The 16,192-nt window shown below is 70.1% G+C and carries 14 protein-coding genes and 1 pseudogene; 7 read left to right on the top strand and 8 right to left on the bottom strand.

Annotated features, from left to right (window positions below; genetic code table 11):
• Positions 1–61: 61 nt before the first annotated feature.
• A pseudogene (locus tag AC6JA9_RS27195) lies at positions 62–115 on the bottom strand (hypothetical protein); the annotation flags it as partial.
• A 190-nt stretch (positions 116–305) separates the two neighbouring features.
• On the opposite strand from AC6JA9_RS27195, the gene AC6JA9_RS27190 reads away from it, so the two are divergent.
• Together AC6JA9_RS27190 and AC6JA9_RS27185 are read left to right on the top strand one after the other, a co-directional pair.
• On the top strand, positions 306–1,178 hold the full coding sequence (locus tag AC6JA9_RS27190; RefSeq protein WP_497958066.1) for an SDR family NAD(P)-dependent oxidoreductase: 873 nt from the start codon (positions 306–308) through the stop codon (positions 1,176–1,178).
• An 82-nt stretch (positions 1,179–1,260) separates the two neighbouring features.
• The gene (locus AC6JA9_RS27185) at positions 1,261–1,728 is read left to right on the top strand and encodes a hypothetical protein (protein ID WP_426745878.1); all 468 of its coding nucleotides are present in this window, start codon (positions 1,261–1,263) and stop codon (positions 1,726–1,728) included.
• A gap of 43 nt (positions 1,729–1,771) precedes the next feature.
• Here AC6JA9_RS27185 and AC6JA9_RS27180 read toward each other — a convergent pair whose 3' ends face one another.
• Positions 1,772–3,097: an IS701 family transposase gene (locus AC6JA9_RS27180; protein WP_497958065.1), complete on the bottom strand. Its 1,326-nt coding sequence runs from the start codon at positions 3,095–3,097 to the stop codon at positions 1,772–1,774.
• A 224-nt stretch (positions 3,098–3,321) separates the two neighbouring features.
• Between AC6JA9_RS27180 and AC6JA9_RS27175 the strand changes: the two genes are divergently transcribed.
• The 3 genes from AC6JA9_RS27175 to AC6JA9_RS27165 are packed head-to-tail and all read left to right on the top strand — an operon-like array spanning position 3,322 to position 7,237.
• Positions 3,322–5,994: a phosphoenolpyruvate carboxylase gene (locus tag AC6JA9_RS27175; protein ID WP_497958064.1), complete on the top strand. Its 2,673-nt coding sequence runs from the start codon at positions 3,322–3,324 to the stop codon at positions 5,992–5,994.
• A gap of 10 nt (positions 5,995–6,004) precedes the next feature.
• The gene (locus AC6JA9_RS27170; RefSeq protein WP_223751618.1) at positions 6,005–6,469 is read left to right on the top strand and encodes a macro domain-containing protein; all 465 of its coding nucleotides are present in this window, start codon (positions 6,005–6,007) and stop codon (positions 6,467–6,469) included.
• 60 nt (positions 6,470–6,529) lie between these two features.
• The gene (locus tag AC6JA9_RS27165; RefSeq protein ID WP_223751619.1) at positions 6,530–7,237 is read left to right on the top strand and encodes a hypothetical protein; all 708 of its coding nucleotides are present in this window, start codon (positions 6,530–6,532) and stop codon (positions 7,235–7,237) included.
• A 12-nt stretch (positions 7,238–7,249) separates the two neighbouring features.
• Here AC6JA9_RS27165 and AC6JA9_RS27160 read toward each other — a convergent pair whose 3' ends face one another.
• Both AC6JA9_RS27160 and AC6JA9_RS27155 read right to left on the bottom strand, forming a co-directional pair.
• Positions 7,250–8,524 (bottom strand): SGNH/GDSL hydrolase family protein, encoded by a 1,275-nt coding sequence (locus AC6JA9_RS27160; RefSeq protein ID WP_473568933.1) that lies wholly within the window; start codon positions 8,522–8,524, stop codon positions 7,250–7,252.
• A gap of 214 nt (positions 8,525–8,738) precedes the next feature.
• Positions 8,739–9,602 carry a hypothetical protein gene (locus AC6JA9_RS27155; RefSeq protein WP_497958063.1) on the bottom strand — a complete coding sequence of 288 codons (864 nt, stop codon included), beginning with the start codon at positions 9,600–9,602 and terminating at the stop codon, positions 8,739–8,741.
• A gap of 200 nt (positions 9,603–9,802) precedes the next feature.
• On the opposite strand from AC6JA9_RS27155, the gene AC6JA9_RS27150 reads away from it, so the two are divergent.
• Positions 9,803–10,171: a TIGR02266 family protein gene (locus AC6JA9_RS27150; protein ID WP_223751622.1), complete on the top strand. Its 369-nt coding sequence runs from the start codon at positions 9,803–9,805 to the stop codon at positions 10,169–10,171.
• A 57-nt stretch (positions 10,172–10,228) separates the two neighbouring features.
• Here the strand turns inward: AC6JA9_RS27150 and AC6JA9_RS27145 are convergent, their stop codons facing one another.
• The 4 genes from AC6JA9_RS27145 to AC6JA9_RS27130 form a co-directional block, all read right to left on the bottom strand.
• Positions 10,229–10,630, bottom strand: coding sequence for a GNAT family N-acetyltransferase (locus tag AC6JA9_RS27145; RefSeq protein ID WP_223751623.1), 402 nt, complete (start codon positions 10,628–10,630; stop codon positions 10,229–10,231).
• Positions 10,631–10,830: 200 nt separating this feature from the next.
• Complete coding sequence (locus AC6JA9_RS27140; protein ID WP_248546883.1) at positions 10,831–11,889, bottom strand: alpha-ketoacid dehydrogenase subunit beta; 1,059 nt, start codon at positions 11,887–11,889, stop codon at positions 10,831–10,833.
• A 3-nt stretch (positions 11,890–11,892) separates the two neighbouring features.
• Positions 11,893–12,900 carry a thiamine pyrophosphate-dependent dehydrogenase E1 component subunit alpha gene (locus AC6JA9_RS27135; protein ID WP_141325736.1) on the bottom strand — a complete coding sequence of 336 codons (1,008 nt, stop codon included), beginning with the start codon at positions 12,898–12,900 and terminating at the stop codon, positions 11,893–11,895.
• A gap of 122 nt (positions 12,901–13,022) precedes the next feature.
• Positions 13,023–14,150, bottom strand: coding sequence for a metalloprotease (locus tag AC6JA9_RS27130; protein WP_497958062.1), 1,128 nt, complete (start codon positions 14,148–14,150; stop codon positions 13,023–13,025).
• A gap of 244 nt (positions 14,151–14,394) precedes the next feature.
• On the opposite strand from AC6JA9_RS27130, the gene AC6JA9_RS27125 reads away from it, so the two are divergent.
• Positions 14,395–16,185: a PP2C family protein-serine/threonine phosphatase gene (locus AC6JA9_RS27125; protein WP_223785342.1), complete on the top strand. Its 1,791-nt coding sequence runs from the start codon at positions 14,395–14,397 to the stop codon at positions 16,183–16,185.
• The last annotated feature ends 7 nt before the right edge of the window (positions 16,186–16,192 follow it).

Below are 16,192 nucleotides of genomic sequence, written 5' to 3'. Positions count from 1 at the left end.
GCTCGCCTGCCTCCGTTAGACCCACGCTCCTCGTCGTCCGCTGGAGCAGCCGCACGCCCACCCGCTCCTCGAGCGCTCGGATGCTCTGGCTGAGTGCCGACGGCGTCACGCTCAACTGGGCCGCCGCGGCCGTGAAGCTGCGCTTGTCCGCCACCGCCGCCAGCGCGTTCAGCCCCGAGTAGTCGTCTCGCATGTGCATATTTTAGCGAAACTTAAAAACCCATCGCAATTCCACCGCTAATCACGAGGCCCCCGGACTCCTAGTTTGAACCGCGTCAACGAACTCGAAGTCGAAGGGGTCCACCATGAGCACCCAAGGTTCTTCATCGCCCATCTCCAACAAGGTCTGGTTCATCACGGGAGCGTCCTCGGGACTGGGGCGTGCGCTCGTCGAGGAGGTGCTGCGGCGAGGCGACAGCGTGGTCGCCGCCGCGAGGCAACCGCAGGTCCTCGCGGAGCTGGCGTCGTCGGCCTCGGGGCGGCTGCGCCTCGCCGCACTGGACGTGACGCAGCCCGAGAAGGTGCGCGACGCCGTGACGACCGCCATCTCCCGCTTCGGCCACATCGACGTGCTGGTCAACAACGCGGGCTTCAGCATCCTCGGCGCCATCGAGGAGACGAGCGACCGGGACCTGCGCGCGACGATGGAGTTGATGTTCTTCGCCGCCGTCACCACCACGCGCGAGGTGCTGCCTCACATGCGGGCACGGGGCTCCGGCACCATCGTGCAGGTCTCGAGCGTCGCGGGGCTCTCCTCCGCGCCGGGCTTCGGTGCGTACTGCGCCGCGAAGCACGCCCTGGAAGGCATGTCCGAGAGCCTCGCGCAGGAGGTGAAGCCGCTGGGGATTCGCGTGCTCGTAGTGGAGCCGGGGACCTTCCGCACCTCGCTGTTCGGCGCTTCGTTCCGGCACATGCCCGCGATGAGCGCCTACGAGGGAACGGTGGGGCAGTTGCGCACCTGGGTGCGCCAGACGGACGGCAAGCAGGGCGGAGACCCGGTGAAGGCAGCCCGGGTCATGGCGGACGTCATCGCGCGACCGAGCGCGGAGCTTCCGTTGCGGCTGCCCTTGGGCGGTGACGCCGTGGAACAGATTCGCGCCAAGTTGTCCCTCGTCGCCACCGATGTCGACCGGATGGAGCTTCTCTCGCGCTCCACTGCCTTCGACGCGAAGACGTAGCCGCGAAGTGCCCGGTCAGCTCCCGCCCGTTCGCGCCGTCGGCGCGCTCGACCCGCGTCGAACCCAACGAGGAGCCGGCCCCATGGGCTACAGCATTCAACGACCGTCGGAGCTGTTCGAATCCGTTCGCTACAACACCAAGACCACCCCCGACCTTCGGGTGGCGATGCAGAAGAAGGTCAAGGAGCTGGTGGCGCGCATCGAGGACCGCGAGGGCCGGATGCGTCGCATCCGCGCGGAGTACCAGATCGACTCCGAGCGTCTGGCCGCGCTGGTCATCCAGTTCCAGAACAAGAAGTCCGAGTTCGTCTCCTATCAGAACCAGGGCGGCGCCCCGAGTGAAGCCATCGTGCCCGCGGGCGTCATCGCCAACCTCATCAAAGAGGGAGAGATGATCGACTCGGAGCGAGGGCAGATCCGAAAGCTGGAGCTGGTGCTGCGCAACCTTCCGGACTCGGAACTGTACAACCACCCGGAGACTGGCGAGGTCTTGAGCCGGCAGCCGTTGCACCAGCTGACCGATGACGAGCTCGAATACCTTGGGTTCTGACTCGACTTTCGCCATTTTAGAGCGAGGGAGAGAGCGCGACGGTCTACTCCGTGCTCTCCTGAGATGGCGGGGCGCGAGAGGCAGCACGTAAGTTGGCGCGAAGTCGACGCGGCGAATGCCAGCGGGCCCGGGCCAGGGAGGATTGAGCCAGGCGGAGGACATCCGCGAAGCTGACCGTGGTCTTGGTGGTGTACCAGGGGCGCAGAGGCCACCTCATCTGTTGCCAGCTGGCGGTGAGCTCCAGGTACCAGAGGACGAGAAGGGTGTAGCTCAAGCCAGCGAAGGGAGCGGTGCGAAGCACGGCCAGGCGACGGCGGGCCCGCGAGTCGGCGAAGCCAAGCAGTTGCTTCAAGTCCCGGAAGAGCACTTCGATGCTCCACCTGAAGGCATACCGTTCCACCACTTCGAGGGCAGACAGGGAGGGGGCGGTGCAGAAGAAGACTCGCAGGGGGCGGCTTCCACTTGTCATCCGCACGACGACCACCTTGAGCATCCGCTCGCCGGCAGCACTCCTCCACCGGGCCACTACCTCCTTGTAGTCCACCTGCTGCGAGCGGCCGTAGAGCTGGGCTGTCAGCCGCATCCAGGGGAGTGCTGAATCTCTGGCAAGGGCCTCGGGCTTGGGCACCGGCACGTCACGCGTCAGCCAGCGGCCCGTTTTCCGCGAGCGGCAGCGGTGCACGCGCGGGCGCGTCAGCACTGCATCTGGACGCATGGCTCCGACGAAGACGAGCCGCTGCGGCAACCCCTTGAGCAGGGTGCTGCATGAGTACGCTTCGTCCGCGGCCAGTTCCAAAGGGCCCGTTGGCAGCCAGCTGAGGACACGCTCAACCAACTCTCGGCCCAACTGCGTTTTCTTCCGGTGCCGGATGTCCCTCCTCTGGCACTCGGCTTGGGTGCGGTAGAGCCGGAAGAGAACGGGCAGTGCCCAGGGGCGCGCAGCAAAGGGCACGTGCACCAGCACCGCGAGCGTCACCCAGACGTGGCCGAAGCAGAAGACGCGCATGGCCCGGGTGGAGCGAACCGCATCCAGGTGACTGCCCAGGCCGAAAACCTTCGGCCCCTTGTGACTGCAAAGGGTGTCATCGAGTACCAACCGCACGGGTCCCAATGCCGCCAGCTTCAACAGGAGCAGTCGGCCTACCTCGTCCGTACTCCACCGCGTCCGGGAGAAGAAGCGATGGAAGGCCGCATGGTGCTGCACGCCCGACACTCCCGCTGCCACCAGCGCCTCGGTAACGGCGTGCGTGCCTCCACTGCACACCCAGCCGGCGAACAGCACCAGGAAGCGGAGGAACGAGGGCTCGGTGAACGCCGGCCGAACCAGCTGCAGGACTCGAAGCAGTGCATACAAATGGGAAGCGGCCATCGCAGACCTCGAAGGTGCTGGAAGAGGCGTGTCTTGCCGGACACCTCTCTCAGCTGGTCTCGATGGCCGCTCTTTACCTACCCTCAGCCCTCTCTCCTCTCGGCCCCCTGCTTGGGCATCCCACCCCAAAAGGGCGAAAGTCGAGTCTGAGGTGGACGAGAAACGACGGGCCCGCCGACATTGCCCGCGCGGCCCGTGGCGGAAGGCGTTACCTTCCACGGCATATGGCCCGTGTCCGTGCCGTGGATCAGCCCCTGCGTCGTGATGTCCGCCTGCTCGGGCGACTGTTGGGAGAGGTGCTCGTCGAACAGGAAGGCCAGGACCTGTTCGACCTGGAAGAGGAGGTCCGTCGGCTCGCCATCCAGCGACGACGCGGCCCCGTGGCGGGAAGGCGCGCCTCCGCGGCCGAGCTCGCGGAGATCCTCAAGCGCCTGCCTCTGGAGCGCACCGAGCCCGTGCTCCGCGCCTTCTCGGTGTACTTCCAGCTCGTCAACCTCGCCGAGCAACACCACCGCATCCGCCGCGCCCGCGCGCACTCCAGCGCCGAGTCCACGACGCCCCAGCGTGGCTCGCTGGAGGCGACGATGCTGTCGCTCAAGGACGCGGGCATCCCCGCGACCCGCGTCCGCGAGGCGCTGCGCCAGATGCACGTGACGCTCACGCTCACCGCGCATCCCACGCAGGCCGTGCGCCGCACGCTGCTCGAGAAGCTCTACCGGATGGCCAGCCTGCTCGAGGAGCGCGACCGGTGCGAGCTGACGCCCCGCGAGAGCGCCGCCAACGTGGAGTCCCTCCGCGAGGAGATCACCACCCTGTGGCAGACGGACGAACTGCGCCGCGAGCGGCCCACCGTGGGCGACGAGGTGAAGAACGCCCTCTGGTACGTCGAGGAGGTCATCGCCGAGCAGATCTCCGAGCTGCCCGAGCTGCTCGACTGGGCCTTCGAGCGCGCCTACGGAGAACCCCTCGGCCAGGTGGACACGCCCGTGCGAGTCCACTCGTGGGTCGGCGGGGACATGGATGGCAACCCGCTGGTGACACCGGAAGTCTTCGCGGACACGCTGCGGGCCCACCGTGCACGTGGGTTGCGCCTGCTGACCCAAGGCCTGGAGCGCCTGGGTGGAATGCTCTCGCAGTCGGAGCGCCATGCGAAGCCGTCGGCGGAGCTCATCGCCTCCCTGGAGCGCGACGCGAAGGAGCTCCCCGAGGCCGAGCAGCGCCTGGGGCCACGCACCATCGGCGAGCCCTGGCGCCGCAAGCTGCGCTTCATGGAGGAGCGGCTGAACCAGGCCCTGCGCCACGTGCTGGCCCAGCGCACCGGTGACGCGGGCCCCATGCCGGCCAGCGCCTATCGCACGCCCGAGGCCCTGCTCGCGGACCTGGACCTGCTGTCCCGCTCGCTCGAGGAAGCGAAGGCCGCGAAGTCCGGTCTGCGCCAGGTGCGCCGCATGCGCGAGCGCGTCCTCGCGCTGGGGCTCTCCCTGGCCGAGCTGGAGGCGCGCGTGCCCGCCGAGGACGCGGTGAGCGCGGCGGCCTCCTTGGACGCGGGAGGTCCCGCTCCGTCCGAGGGCGGCAAGCGGCTGCTCGCGGTGCTGGAGAAGCTGCGCGAGGCGCAGGCCGAGGCCGGCGAGCCCGCCTGTCGCACGCTCATCCTCAGCATGGCCAGCACGGCCGAGGACGTCCTCGCGGCCTTCAAGTGCCTCAAGCTCACGGGCCTGTGGGACGAGCAGCGCGGCTGCGCCACCGTGGACGTCGTCCCGCTCTTCGAGCAGCTCGGCGCGCTCGACGGCGGGCCCGACGTGCTGCGCTCGCTCTTCGCCAACGCCGAGTACCGCAAGCACGTCGACGCGCGCGGCTTCCAGGAGGTCATGGTCGGCTACAGCGACTCGGGCAAGGAGGTGGGGCTGCTGGCCGCCAGCGCCGCGCTCTATCGTGCCCAGGTCGCGCTCACCGAGGCGGCCGCCCAGTCCGGTGTCCCCCTTCGCCTGTTCCACGGTCGCGGCGAGTCCGTGGCCCGCGGTGGTGGCCCCGCCCAGGAGGCCATTCTCGCGCTGCCTCCCGGCGCCGTGGCCGGTGGCTACAAGGCGACGGAGCAGGGCGAGGCCCTGGACCACAAGTACGCGCGCCCGGAGCTGGCTCGCCGCACGCTGGAGCTCATCCTGGGCGGCGTGCTGCCCCACCTGCTCGACGCGCAGCCTCGCCCGACGCCGGAGGACGAGAAGACCTTCCGCGCCACGTTCGACACGCTGGCCGAGACGGGGCGCAAGGCCTACCGCGCGCTCGTGTGGGAGGACCCTCGCTTCCTGGAGTTCTTCACCACGGCGACGCCCGTGGAGGAGATCTCCGCGCTGCCCATCGGCTCGCGCCCCAGCAAGCGCAAGGCCGGAGGGCTCGAGTCGCTGCGCGCGATTCCCTGGGTGTTCGCCTGGACGCAGAACCGGGCCATCGTCCCGGGCTGGTACGGCGTGGGCTCCGCGCTGGAGGCCTTCTCGAAGGAGCCGGGCGGGCCCGCGCTGCTCAAGCGCATGTACCGCCAGTGGCCCTTCTTCAAGGCCGTCATCGACAACGTCACCATGGTGCTGGCCAAGTCGGACATGGCCATCGCCGGGCGCTACGCGGCGCTCGCCCCCGCGTCCACGAAGGCCCTGTGGCGTCGCATCCAGCAGGAGCACCGGCGCACGCGTCGGCAGGTGAAGCGGCTGACGGGGGAGGGGAAGCTGCTCGACAACAACCCCCAGCTCCAGCGCGCCATCGCCCTGCGCAACCCGTACGTGGACCCGATGTCCTTCCTCCAGGTGGAGCTGTTGCGCCGCAAGCGCGAGAGCGACTGTGACTGCGACAGGCCGCTGTTGCTCTCGCTCAACGGCATCGCGGCCGGCATGCGCAACACCGGTTAGACTCCGCGCCATGCCCGTCTCTGTCTGCGAAGGCGACCTGCTGGACCAGCCGGTGGAGGCCATCGTCAATGCCTGGAACCGGAACATCATCCCCTGGTGGCTGCTGTTGCCGCAGGGGGTGTCCGGCGCCATCAAGCGACGGGGTGGCGTGGGCCCCTTCCGCGAGGTGGCGAGGGCGGGCCCCATGCCGCTGGGCTCGGCGGTGGTGACCTCCGCGGGGCGGCTGCCCTTCAAGGCCATCATCCACGTGGCGGGCATCGACATGCTGTGGCGCGCCTCCCAGCGCTCCATCCAGGACTCGGTCCGCAACGCCTTGGAGAGAGCCCGTGAGCAGGGCCTCCACTCCGTGGCCTTCCCCATCATCGGCGCGGGCTCCGGCAGCTTCGACGAGACGCGCGCGCTCGAGCTGATGAGGCAGGTCCTGGACGCGGAGGCGGGGGACCTCGACGTGCGCGTGGTGCGCTTCCGGCGCTGACGACTTAACCTTCAGCGCTCCAATACAGACGTCTTCAACGGCTTTCGAGACGAGGTCGGGATGGCCAGGGACGCATTCACGGTGGAGGACGTCAACGCCCAGCACGGCTTCGCGCTCTTGCGGCCGGACTCAGGAGAGGGGCCATTCCATGCCCCGCTCTATCCGGAGCCGGAGTCCGACGCGCCTCCCTTCCAACTGCGCAAGGGAGACCGGGTGACGGGACAGCGTCGCGGGCAGTCCGTGACGGAGGTCGCGTGGGTGACGCGCGTGGAGCCGCCGTACGAGCTGGTGGAGCGCATGGCGGAGCTGCTCGCGAAGCTGGAGCAGTGGGAGCTGAAGGTCCCCGCCACCGCGCTGGAGCTCGCCGAGCACCACTGGCGCCAGAGCCGTGAAGACCCGCTGCGCAGCGAGCTGACCTCGCAGCTGCCCACCTTCTTCGACTGGGAGCTGTCCCACCCGTACAAGGACGGCGCGCTGCTGGAGCGACTGGAGGCGGCGCTGCAGCCCTATCTGCCGGGCTTCGCGGTGCGGCCCCTCCAGGGGCGCGAGGCCTTCGTCGTGGACCCCGGTGGACACGAGGTCGAAGCGGGCGAGGGGGACTGGGACGCGCCCGCCACCACCTTCGAGCCGCTGCTCCAGCGGGTGAACGCCGTGCTGGAGCAGGCGGGCGCGCCCGTGCGTTGGGTGCCCACGGGCAACGACTGGGTGCTGGCTCCGCCAGCACTGGCGGAGCTGCTCGTCCTCAACAACGTGCTCGGACCCCGCTGAGCCACAGCGGGGCTACAGCTCGCCCCGCTCGCGCAGCGTGCGCACCACCTCGGCCGCCATCACCCGGTGGCCCTCGGTGCTCGGGTGGATGCCGTCGATGCCCAGGCCGTCGAGGTAGAGGTGCACGTTGCTCGTCTGCCGCATCACCGACTCCAGGTCGATGACGTCCGTGCTCGTGCCGCCGCCGCGCAGCCACGCGTTGAAGCCCAGCCGCTGCGACTTCACGTAGTCATAGGCGCCGTAGTTCGTCTTCTCCTTCGGCAACAGCGTGCTCACCCACACGCGGCAGAAGGGCTCCAGCCGCTGTACCAGCAGGAGCATCCGCGTCTCCATCTGCTCCTCCGCGCCCGCGTCGCCCAAATCATTGGTGCCCAGCAGCACCAGGCAGTCGGTGACGCCCTTCACCGCGAGCACCTCGTCGGACAAGAGCCTCAGCGCGTCGTAGAAGCCCTGGCCGCTGACGCCCGCGTTGACCACGGGCACGCCCAGCTGCGCCTCCACCAGCGCCGGCCAGGCGTTGCGCGTGTCGTTGCGCAGGTCGACGTAGCCCTCGGTGATGCTGTCACCCAGCGCGATGAAGGCGCGGCCCGTGGGGCCCTCCACGTGCACCGAGGCCACACCCACGGAGCGCTCGAAGGGCTCGCCGCCGATGGCGCCCGTCACCAGCGCATGCGTGCCCGCTCGCGCGAAGCTGCCCGGGAAGGCGTTGATGGCGCTGGCGGCCAGCGCCCCGCGCACCTCGAAGGTGATGGCCACGTCCTCGCGGAAGCCCACGGGGAACACCACCGGGTCCGACGTCACCAGCGCGCGCGCGCCGACGTTGAAGCCCGGCTTGCCCTCGAAGCTCAGCGCCACCGGCGCCGACACCAGCGAGCCGTCCACGCCCGCCTTCGCCACCGTGGCGCGCTGGAGCGTGAGGTTCCCGTCGCCCGCGCGGAACGTCACCTGGAGCCGCTCTCCGGCGCGCGCCACCGGCACCCGCAGGCGGAACGTGGTGACACCGCCCACGTAGTGAGACCAGCGCAGCGCCTGATGGAAGCCCGGCTGGAAGCCGATGCTCGGCAACGGCGGCTGCGGCGCGGGCGGCGGCGGTGAGCTCACGTGCCCGTCGTCGTTGAGCACCAATGGCGGCGCCACGTCCACGGAGGCATCCGGCGCGTTCGTGGACTCACCCTGCTCTTGAGAAGGCTCTTCCGACAACGGGTCCTCGGGGCTGCTGGGAGTGCACGCCAACTGCGCGCCACCCACGCACGCGAGGACACCGAGCCACGTCCGCCACATTCGCATCGTCGCTCCCTCCCGACGACGCACGATGTACACCGCTCATTCCCGCGACGACCACCGAACATGCGCGCAAGTCCCGAGGCTCGCGGCGCACGCCCCCTTGGTCTCCGGGCGAGATGGAGACAACGCTTTCCCTGTCACGCGAACCCGCCGGCCTTGCTTGGGTCCAGCGTTCACCCACGTGGCGGCGGAAGTTGTCCCACGTGGGTAGCCCGCTTCATGGGATGCAGGCTCCCACCCCAGGATTGTCATTCAGTGGACGGCATGTCCCGGCGGTGCATGCGGGCGAACTGGAGGGCCTGCACAGGGGCCGGCAGTTGAGCCCTTGCCCCGTGTTCACACAGGCGCTCCCCGGCGCGCACTGGTTGCTGAAGTCGCACGCCTCACCCGTCGCGCGAGTCCCGCTGCCCGCGCACACGGGACCCGACGAGGACGGGTAGCAGCTGAGCGGCGCCGCGCAGCCCTGCGCGAACGGGTCGCACGGCTGCGAACGCGGTCCGCACAACAGCGGCAGCTCCGACGTGCCGGCCAGCCGCAGCACCGTGTTGCACTCGCGCGAGTCCGTGCACTGGCTGCTCGTGTGGCACAGCTTCCGGCAGAAGAAGCCCACGCCGCCGTCGTCCTGCCGCTCGTCCTTGCAGAACAGGCCCGCCGCGCACGTGTCGAACTCCGGCCCACCGTCCGTGGGGGACAGCGTGCACCGCGCGCCCTCGGCGACGGTGCCCGCCTCCACGCACCGGCGCTCCGTCACCGCGCCCGTGCTCACGTACGTGCAGCGCTGACCCTGCGCGCAGTTCTGCAGCACCACGTCGCACGCCGCCGCGAAGCACCGGCTGCCCGTCTTGCCGCCCGACAGGTCCGCGAAGTGACAGCTCTGGCCGGTTCCACAGCCTTCCTGTCTTGCGACGTTGCACGCGAAGTCGGGACTCACGCCGCCATCGCCCGCGCCGCCTCCGTCCGGGTCTCCGGGCACCCCGGAGTCACCCTGGCCGGGGCCCGGCTGTTTGTCGTCGTCATCACACCCAGGCGTGACGAGCGCCAGGAAGAGGGTCCCCGTCAACACCGCGAGCCACGCACGCATCCCGAACTCCCGAATCGAACTGTGTGAGGACTTACCTGATGGCGCCCATTCGTGGGGGCCCTCTTGAATCGAGCCTGGAAAGCAGCGGACACTTGCTGGATGACCGATGCCCAAGGGGTGGCTCGGCGCGTCAGTATCCCGTCGGTCCTCGGGAAGGCATTAGGTCGCCAGCGGCGGACGGCTGGGGGTAGCGGGTGCACATGACTAGCAAGGCGGCGGAAGCAGAGATGTCATCGGGAGACCCAGCCGCGTACGCGAACCGGCGCACGGACGAGCGCGTCGCCGCCAAGTTCGCGGTTCGCTTCACCCAGGCCGAGGACGCGGCCAGGGCGCTGCGCGTGTTCTCCATCAACGTGTCCGCGGGTGGCCTGTGCCTGCGCACGCGCAAGGCCTACGACGTGGGCGCCCAGGTGCGGCTGTCCATGGACATCGCGGGCGAGCAGTTCGACCTCACCGGCGTCATCGCGTGGGTGCGTGACGAGCAGGAGGCCATCGGTGTGCGCTTCACGGACGTGAGCGACGACGACCGCGTCCGGCTGCACAACGTGGTGGAGCGCATCAAGCGCTGACGTCACCGTGCGCCTCGGCCCCGGAGAGAACCCGGGGCGCGAGGGACGGGCGGCGCGTCAGCGGCTCTTCTCCGTCTCCAGGTGGCGGAACACGCCCGCGTCGACCTCGGAGAAGCCACACGCCGTATAGAAGCTGCGCACCTCCGGCGTGGTCGTTATCGGCGAGACCAGCTGGAGCTGGCGCGCGCTGAGCACCTTGCAGCGCTCCAGAATCTGCTTGATGAGCGCGCGGCCCACGCCCCGGCGGCGCCACGACTCGGTCACCACCAGCTCGTCGATGGTGCCCACGCGCCCGCGCAGCCGCAGCTGCGGCCGGTGGGAGAAGGAGAGCATGCCCACGGGTTTGTCCTGCGGGTCTCCGGCCACGAAGATTTCAATCTCCGGATGGCTCACCACCCAGTGGACCGTCTGCTGGTCCGTTCCCTGGGGGTAGCCCAGCTCGCGAAGCAACAAGGCCATGGCCTCGGCGTCGCCGCGACGGGCTCGGCGGATGCGGAAGGCGGGAGCTTCTGCGCCCGCGGGGCTGACGGTCCGGACGATTGGCTGTGACAAGGCAGTTGGCAGTCTAACGAAAGGGCCGCCGCTCCTCCAAAGAGGAACGGCGGCCTGGGACTTTTCCCGTGGGCGGACAGCCCACACGGGGGCACTGGGTACGACGCCTAGGGCTGCTCGCCGGCGAGCGAGCGCAAGGCGTCGGTGATGTCGTTCTGCTGGGGCACGGAGGCCATCTCCAGCGTGTCGGCCAGGCCGATGCCGGGGATGAACTTGCCCGCCAGCAGCCGGGGCGGCGCGAGCAGGGAGTAGAAGAGCTCCTCCACCGTGCGTCGCACCAGGTGCTCGCCGAAGTTCGTCACCTCGGTGTCCTCGTTGACGAAGAGCACGCGGCCCGTCTTCTGGACGGAGGCCTTGATCATCTCCCAGTCGTAGGGCCACAGCGAGCGCAGGTCGATGACCTCCACGCTGATGCCCTCGTCGGCGAGCAGCGCGGCGGCGCGCGCGCACAGGGGCAGGGTGCGGCCGTAGCTGACCACCGTCACCTGCGAGCCCTCGCGCACCAGCTTCCCCTTGCCGATGGGGATGGCGAACGCCTCCAGCCCCTCGGGCCACTGGGGCTTCCACTGGCTGCGGTCGCCCAGGGGCGCGTCGATGGCCTTGGACAGCGCGCGGTCATCGTCCGGCTCGCCGGGGATGCGCTCCTCGCCCTTGACGCGCAAGAGCGCCTTGGGCTCCAGGAACATGACCGGGTTCTGCTCCTTGCACGCGGAGATGAGCAGGCCGTACGCGTCCAGCGGCGTGGAGGGCATCACCACCTTCCACCCGGCGATGTGGGTCATCGTCGCGTCGAAGGAATGCGAGTGGTAGATGGACCCGCGGATGCCGCTGCCCACCGGCGTGCGCACCACCATGGGCAGGTTCCAGTCACCGTTGCTGGACCAGCAGGTGTTGCCCGCCAGCTTCAACAGGTCGATGGTGTTGTAGACGTAGTCGCAGAACTGGATTTCGGCGACGGGGCGGCCGCCGCCCATCGCGATGCCCATGGCCGCGCCGATGATGCCGCGCTCGTCCAGAGGCGAGTTCCACGTCGTCTTCAGGCCCTGCGTGCAGGTGAAGACGCCGCCCAGCGGGGCGCCGACGTCCTCCCCGAAGATGTCCGTCACGCCCAGGTTCTCCTCGGCGTAGTGGAGGGCCATGCGAATGGCCTGTGCCATGTTGGCCATGGGTTACTTGTCCTCCGCGAAGATGTGCTTCCAGATGGTCTCGGGGCCCGGCAGCGGCTCGTCCCGGGCGATGCGGGCGGCGGCGGCCATGTCCTCGGTGTAGCGGTTGCGCAGCTCGTCCATCTGCTGGCGCGTCAGCACGCCGTCCTGCTCCAGGCGCGCCTCGAAGTTCTTCAGGCAGTCCACCTCTTCGGAGACGTAGTTGGCGCCGGACGCGGACGAGTGTCCGTACAGGCGCGACACGTTCGCCTCCAGGAGGAACGGCTTGCGCTCCTTGCGCACGTACTCCATGGCCTCCTTCAGCTCCTGGTAGGCCTCCACGGGATCATTGCCGTTGATGGTCTTCGAGCGGATGCCGAACGCCTTGCCGCGCTCGCTCACGCGGGGCTCGCCGTGCTGGCCTTCCGCCGACGTGGAGATGCCCCACTTGTTGTTGGTGACGATGATGAGGATGGGCAGCGGGTTGGCGGGACGGCTGCTCCACACCAGGCAGGAGGCGAAGTCACCCTCGGCCGTGCCGGCGTCGCCGCCGGTGACGATGGTGATGCCGTCGCCGCCCACGCGCTTCTGCACCATGGCCGTGCCCGGCGCGATGGCGTACTGCACCTCGATGGGCGAGCTGACGGGGGCCACGTTGTACTTGCGCAGCGAGAAGTGGCCCGCGAAGTTGCGGCCGCCGGAGTACGGGTCCGACGCCGTGTTCTTCATCTGCCGGAGGGCGCCGATGGGCTCCTCGCCCAGCGCCAGCAGCGTGCCGGACTGACGGTAGTGGGCGTGGAGGTAGTCGTACTCGGGGCCCTGGCCCTTCTTCATCAGCAGGCCGAGCGGGACGTTGAACGCCTCCTCGCCGGGACCGCCAATCCAGAAGTACCCATGGCCCTGCTTGTACATCTGGATGAGGCGCTCCTCGAGGACGCGCGTTTTGACCATGAGGTCGTGGATGCGGACCAGCAGCTCCTTGTCCAGCTGGAGCGGCGCGGACGATTCTTTGATGAGTCGGGGTCGAGACACGCGCGGGCTTCCTCTATCTGGAGGGGACGCCCCTATAACCCGGATGCGCCCCCATTTCTCAAGCGAGAGATGCCGCGTCGGCTTCCCACCACCCGGCCGGGCCCGGTGGCGCGGCGCGGCAATCAGCCTCGCTCATCCGACTTAGGAGCCCGGCCACGTCGCAGGGCCGTGACGCGGTCCGTTAGCGTGGCGTGGCCCAGGACGTGGGCCCGCGCGTCGACGGCGGCCAGCGTCTCGTCGGAGACCAGCGGCGCCTGGGGGCCTGAGAGCAGCGACTCCGGCTCCGCGGTGCGTCCGGCCTCCAACAGGGCGAGGGCCAGCGCGTGGGCCGCGCGTGGCGAGGGCTCGCGGGTGAAGGACTCCTGGAGGGGCCGCACCGCGAGGTCCGCCAGGCCGCTGTCGAGCAGGAGCTGGCCCACGCTGCCCGCGTCGTGGGGGACGTCCTCGTCGCTGGCCACCGTGCGCGGGGAGGCGCGCGCGTGCTCGGGGCCCGGCTCGGGTGTCTTGGCCGCGGCGGGCTTGCGTCCCAATAGCGCGTCGAGCGGGATGGCGCCCTCGGTCGAGCCTTCGCGCGCCAGGGGACGGCGGGGTGGGGTGATGGGCTTCAGGCGTGCCTCGCGCTGGCGCTGGAGCAGCCTGCGCCCGTTGCTGAACCCCAGCATCAGGGCGAGCACGCCCATCCAGACGGTGCGCGTGACGATGGCGCCCATCACCAGCGCCACCGCGGTGAGGACGCCGAGGACCTGGAGCCCCCGCTCGTGTCGATAGCCGGCGCGGTGGCGCACGAGCGAGGCGACGAAGTCCCCGCCATCCAGGGGGCGCACCGGCAGCAGGTTGAAGAGCCCCCAGCCCAAGTTCGCCCACAGGAGCTGTTGGAGCAGCGCCCCGCCCAGGCCCGGCTGCCCTCCCGGCGAGGCGAGGTCCGAGGCCCACCACGCCAGCCCGCCCACCAGGAGGCTCGCGGCGGGCCCGGCGAGGCTCACCCACGCGGACTGGCGGTGCGTGAGCCGGTCCGAGCCCCGGGTGGTGCCGCCCAGCTCATGGAGGGTGATGCTCGCCGGGGAGCCGAAGCGGCGCAGCGCCCAGGCGTGGGCCAGCTCGTGGAGGAGCACGGACACGAAGACCACCGGCAGCCACATCGCCAGACGGCCTGGCTCCGCGGCGAAGTCCCAGCCCGTCGCCAGCGCGGTGAGGAAGAAGAGCGGCTGGAGATGAACGGGCGTTCGCGCCACGTGGAAGAGCGGCTTCATGCTCCCGCGAGCCTAACCGGGCCCGCGCGCGGACGCCGGGTGAAGGGCCTCGCCCGACACTCACCGGACGTGAAGTGTCCTCGCTGAACAGGATGCGGGCCACACCCGTCAAGGCACGTCGCGCCGCGCGGTGGCGGAGACGTGTCGTGGGGGGCAGGACCTCGCGAAGCAGGAGAAGTGCGCTAGAGTCGCGACTCTTTTTCGCTCCCGCCGCGCCTCGGGCGTGGCCCTTCCGGGTGTGTCCTTGTCCAGCACGAACACGCGTCTGAACCCCGCGCCGGAGTCCGGTACGTCCCCTGGCACGTCTGCGGGAGCCGCCCCACCACCGGCCGAGAGGACAGGCACCCGGGAGCTGACGGGCTCTCGCGAGTCCACCGCCACGCGCCTGACCTCCAACGTGGGCCTGCCCCACGCCGAGCAGACGGGCACGCTCATCGCGCCGCTGGAGGCGGGGGAGCTGCCCAACGTCGCCGCCATCCGCGGACCCCGGCTGGACCAGATCCTCCTGCTCACCACCACGGCGCTCGTCGTGGTCATCGTGGGCCTGCTGGCGGCGCTGTCGGTGGCCTCCACCCAGTCCCAGTTCGAGGAGACCGCGCGCCGCTCCACCGAGCGCATCCAGGAGCAGGCCCGCGAGCTGGGGCGCACGGTGGGGCAGACGCTGGCGCTCACCTCCGTCACCAACCTGCGCGACAACAACTACGCCTTCCTGGAGGGCGTGGCCGGCTCCATCGTCACCACCAACCCCAACATCCTCCGCGTCCAGATTCTCGACCCGGAGGGCGTGGTGATGGCGGACAGCGAGCCGAAGGCCGCGGGCGCCGCCGAGTCCGATGCGCCCACCGGCCGCGTCGCCGAGCAGCGCCTGGTGCAGGCCTTCTACCGCGACCAGCCGGTGTACGAGATTCAAGAGCCCATCGACTACGGCTCCAGCAGCGGCAAGGGGCTGGTGGTCATCAGCTACTCGCTGCGCGCGCTCCAGGTGCAGTTGGAGGAGCTGGAGCGGGACAAGCGCGAAACGGTGCGCGCGAACACGGTGCGCATGCTGGGCCTGGGGCTGGGGTTCGTGGTGCTCGCGGGCGTGGTGGCCGCGTTCCAGAGCCGTCGCATCACCCGCCCGCTGGGCATGCTCACGAACAAGGTGATGCAGCTGGCCGCCGGTGATTTGGGCGCGCGCACGCAGGCGGCGCGGGGCGCGGGGCGCGAGGTGCGCACGCTGGGCGTGGTGTTCAACCACATGGCCGAGCGCATCAAGGTGCTGCTCGACGACGTGCGCGCCAAGGCGCAGCTGGAGCGCGAGGTGTCGCTGGCGCGCACCGTCCAGGAGACGCTCCTGCCCGGCCGCGACGCGGTGCAGGTGGGCGCGCTGCGCATCGCGGGCCTCGTCGTCACCGCGGACGCGTGCGGCGGCGACTGGTGGTTCCGCGCGGCGCTGGACGAGCAGCGCGTGGTCATCGGCATCGGCGACGTGACGGGCCACGGCCTGTCGACCTCGCTGGTCGCCACCAGCGCCACCAGCGGCTTCGCCTCCGCGATGACGCTGCGCGAGCCCTCGGAGGTCAACGCGCGGATGCTCATCACCGCGCTCAACGTGACGCTGGCCAACGTGGGCCGCGGCGAGCACCAGATGTCCAGCGCCCTGGCCGTCATCGACGTGTCCACCGGCGTCATCGACTACGCGGCCGGCGCGCACCCCAGCCCCCTCGTCTTCAACCGCCACAGCGGTCAGGTGGCCTCGCTGCCCGCGCGCGGTCCGCTGCTGGGCGCGTCCGTGACGTCGCAGTTCACCTCGCGCGACGGCCAGCTCCGCCCCGGCGACATCGTCGTCTGGTACACCGACGGCCTCACCGAGGCGCGCGACGGCGGGGGGCGCATGTACGGCACCCAGCGCCTGGCCGCCGCGGTGCAGGCCAATGCCCACCTGTCCGCGGAGGCGCTGCGTGAAGCGCTGCTCGCGGACGCCCGTGCCCACAGCGCGGGACAGCCGCAGCGCGACGACATCACCGTCGTCGTCGCCGAGTTCAGCCCCGCCTGACCCCTGG

It is taken from the genome of Myxococcus sp. MH1, assembly GCF_059738865.1.
Note: the sequence above shows the minus strand (reverse complement) of the source record. Positions and strands in the feature narration are given on the sequence as shown.

Excerpts from the sequence above, each read along its gene's own strand:
- AC6JA9_RS27145 (WP_223751623.1), bottom strand. The coding sequence starts at position 10,630 with ATGGCCTTGTTGCTTCGCGAGCTGGGCTACCCCCAGGGAACGGACCAG.
- AC6JA9_RS27180 (WP_497958065.1), bottom strand. The coding sequence starts at position 3,097 with ATGGCCGCTTCCCATTTGTATGCACTGCTTCGAGTCCTGCAGCTGGTT.
- AC6JA9_RS27160 (WP_473568933.1), bottom strand. The coding sequence starts at position 8,524 with ATGCGAATGTGGCGGACGTGGCTCGGTGTCCTCGCGTGCGTGGGTGGC.
- AC6JA9_RS27170 (WP_223751618.1), top strand. The coding sequence starts at position 6,005 with ATGCCCGTCTCTGTCTGCGAAGGCGACCTGCTGGACCAGCCGGTGGAG.
- AC6JA9_RS27165 (WP_223751619.1), top strand. The coding sequence starts at position 6,530 with ATGGCCAGGGACGCATTCACGGTGGAGGACGTCAACGCCCAGCACGGC.
- AC6JA9_RS27130 (WP_497958062.1), bottom strand. The coding sequence starts at position 14,150 with ATGAAGCCGCTCTTCCACGTGGCGCGAACGCCCGTTCATCTCCAGCCG.
- AC6JA9_RS27190 (WP_497958066.1), top strand. The coding sequence starts at position 306 with ATGAGCACCCAAGGTTCTTCATCGCCCATCTCCAACAAGGTCTGGTTC.
- AC6JA9_RS27140 (WP_248546883.1), bottom strand. The coding sequence starts at position 11,889 with ATGGCCAACATGGCACAGGCCATTCGCATGGCCCTCCACTACGCCGAG.
- AC6JA9_RS27150 (WP_223751622.1), top strand. The coding sequence starts at position 9,803 with ATGACTAGCAAGGCGGCGGAAGCAGAGATGTCATCGGGAGACCCAGCC.
- AC6JA9_RS27175 (WP_497958064.1), top strand. The coding sequence starts at position 3,322 with ATGGCCCGTGTCCGTGCCGTGGATCAGCCCCTGCGTCGTGATGTCCGC.
- AC6JA9_RS27155 (WP_497958063.1), bottom strand. The coding sequence starts at position 9,602 with ATGCGTGCGTGGCTCGCGGTGTTGACGGGGACCCTCTTCCTGGCGCTC.
- AC6JA9_RS27185 (WP_426745878.1), top strand. The coding sequence starts at position 1,261 with ATGGGCTACAGCATTCAACGACCGTCGGAGCTGTTCGAATCCGTTCGC.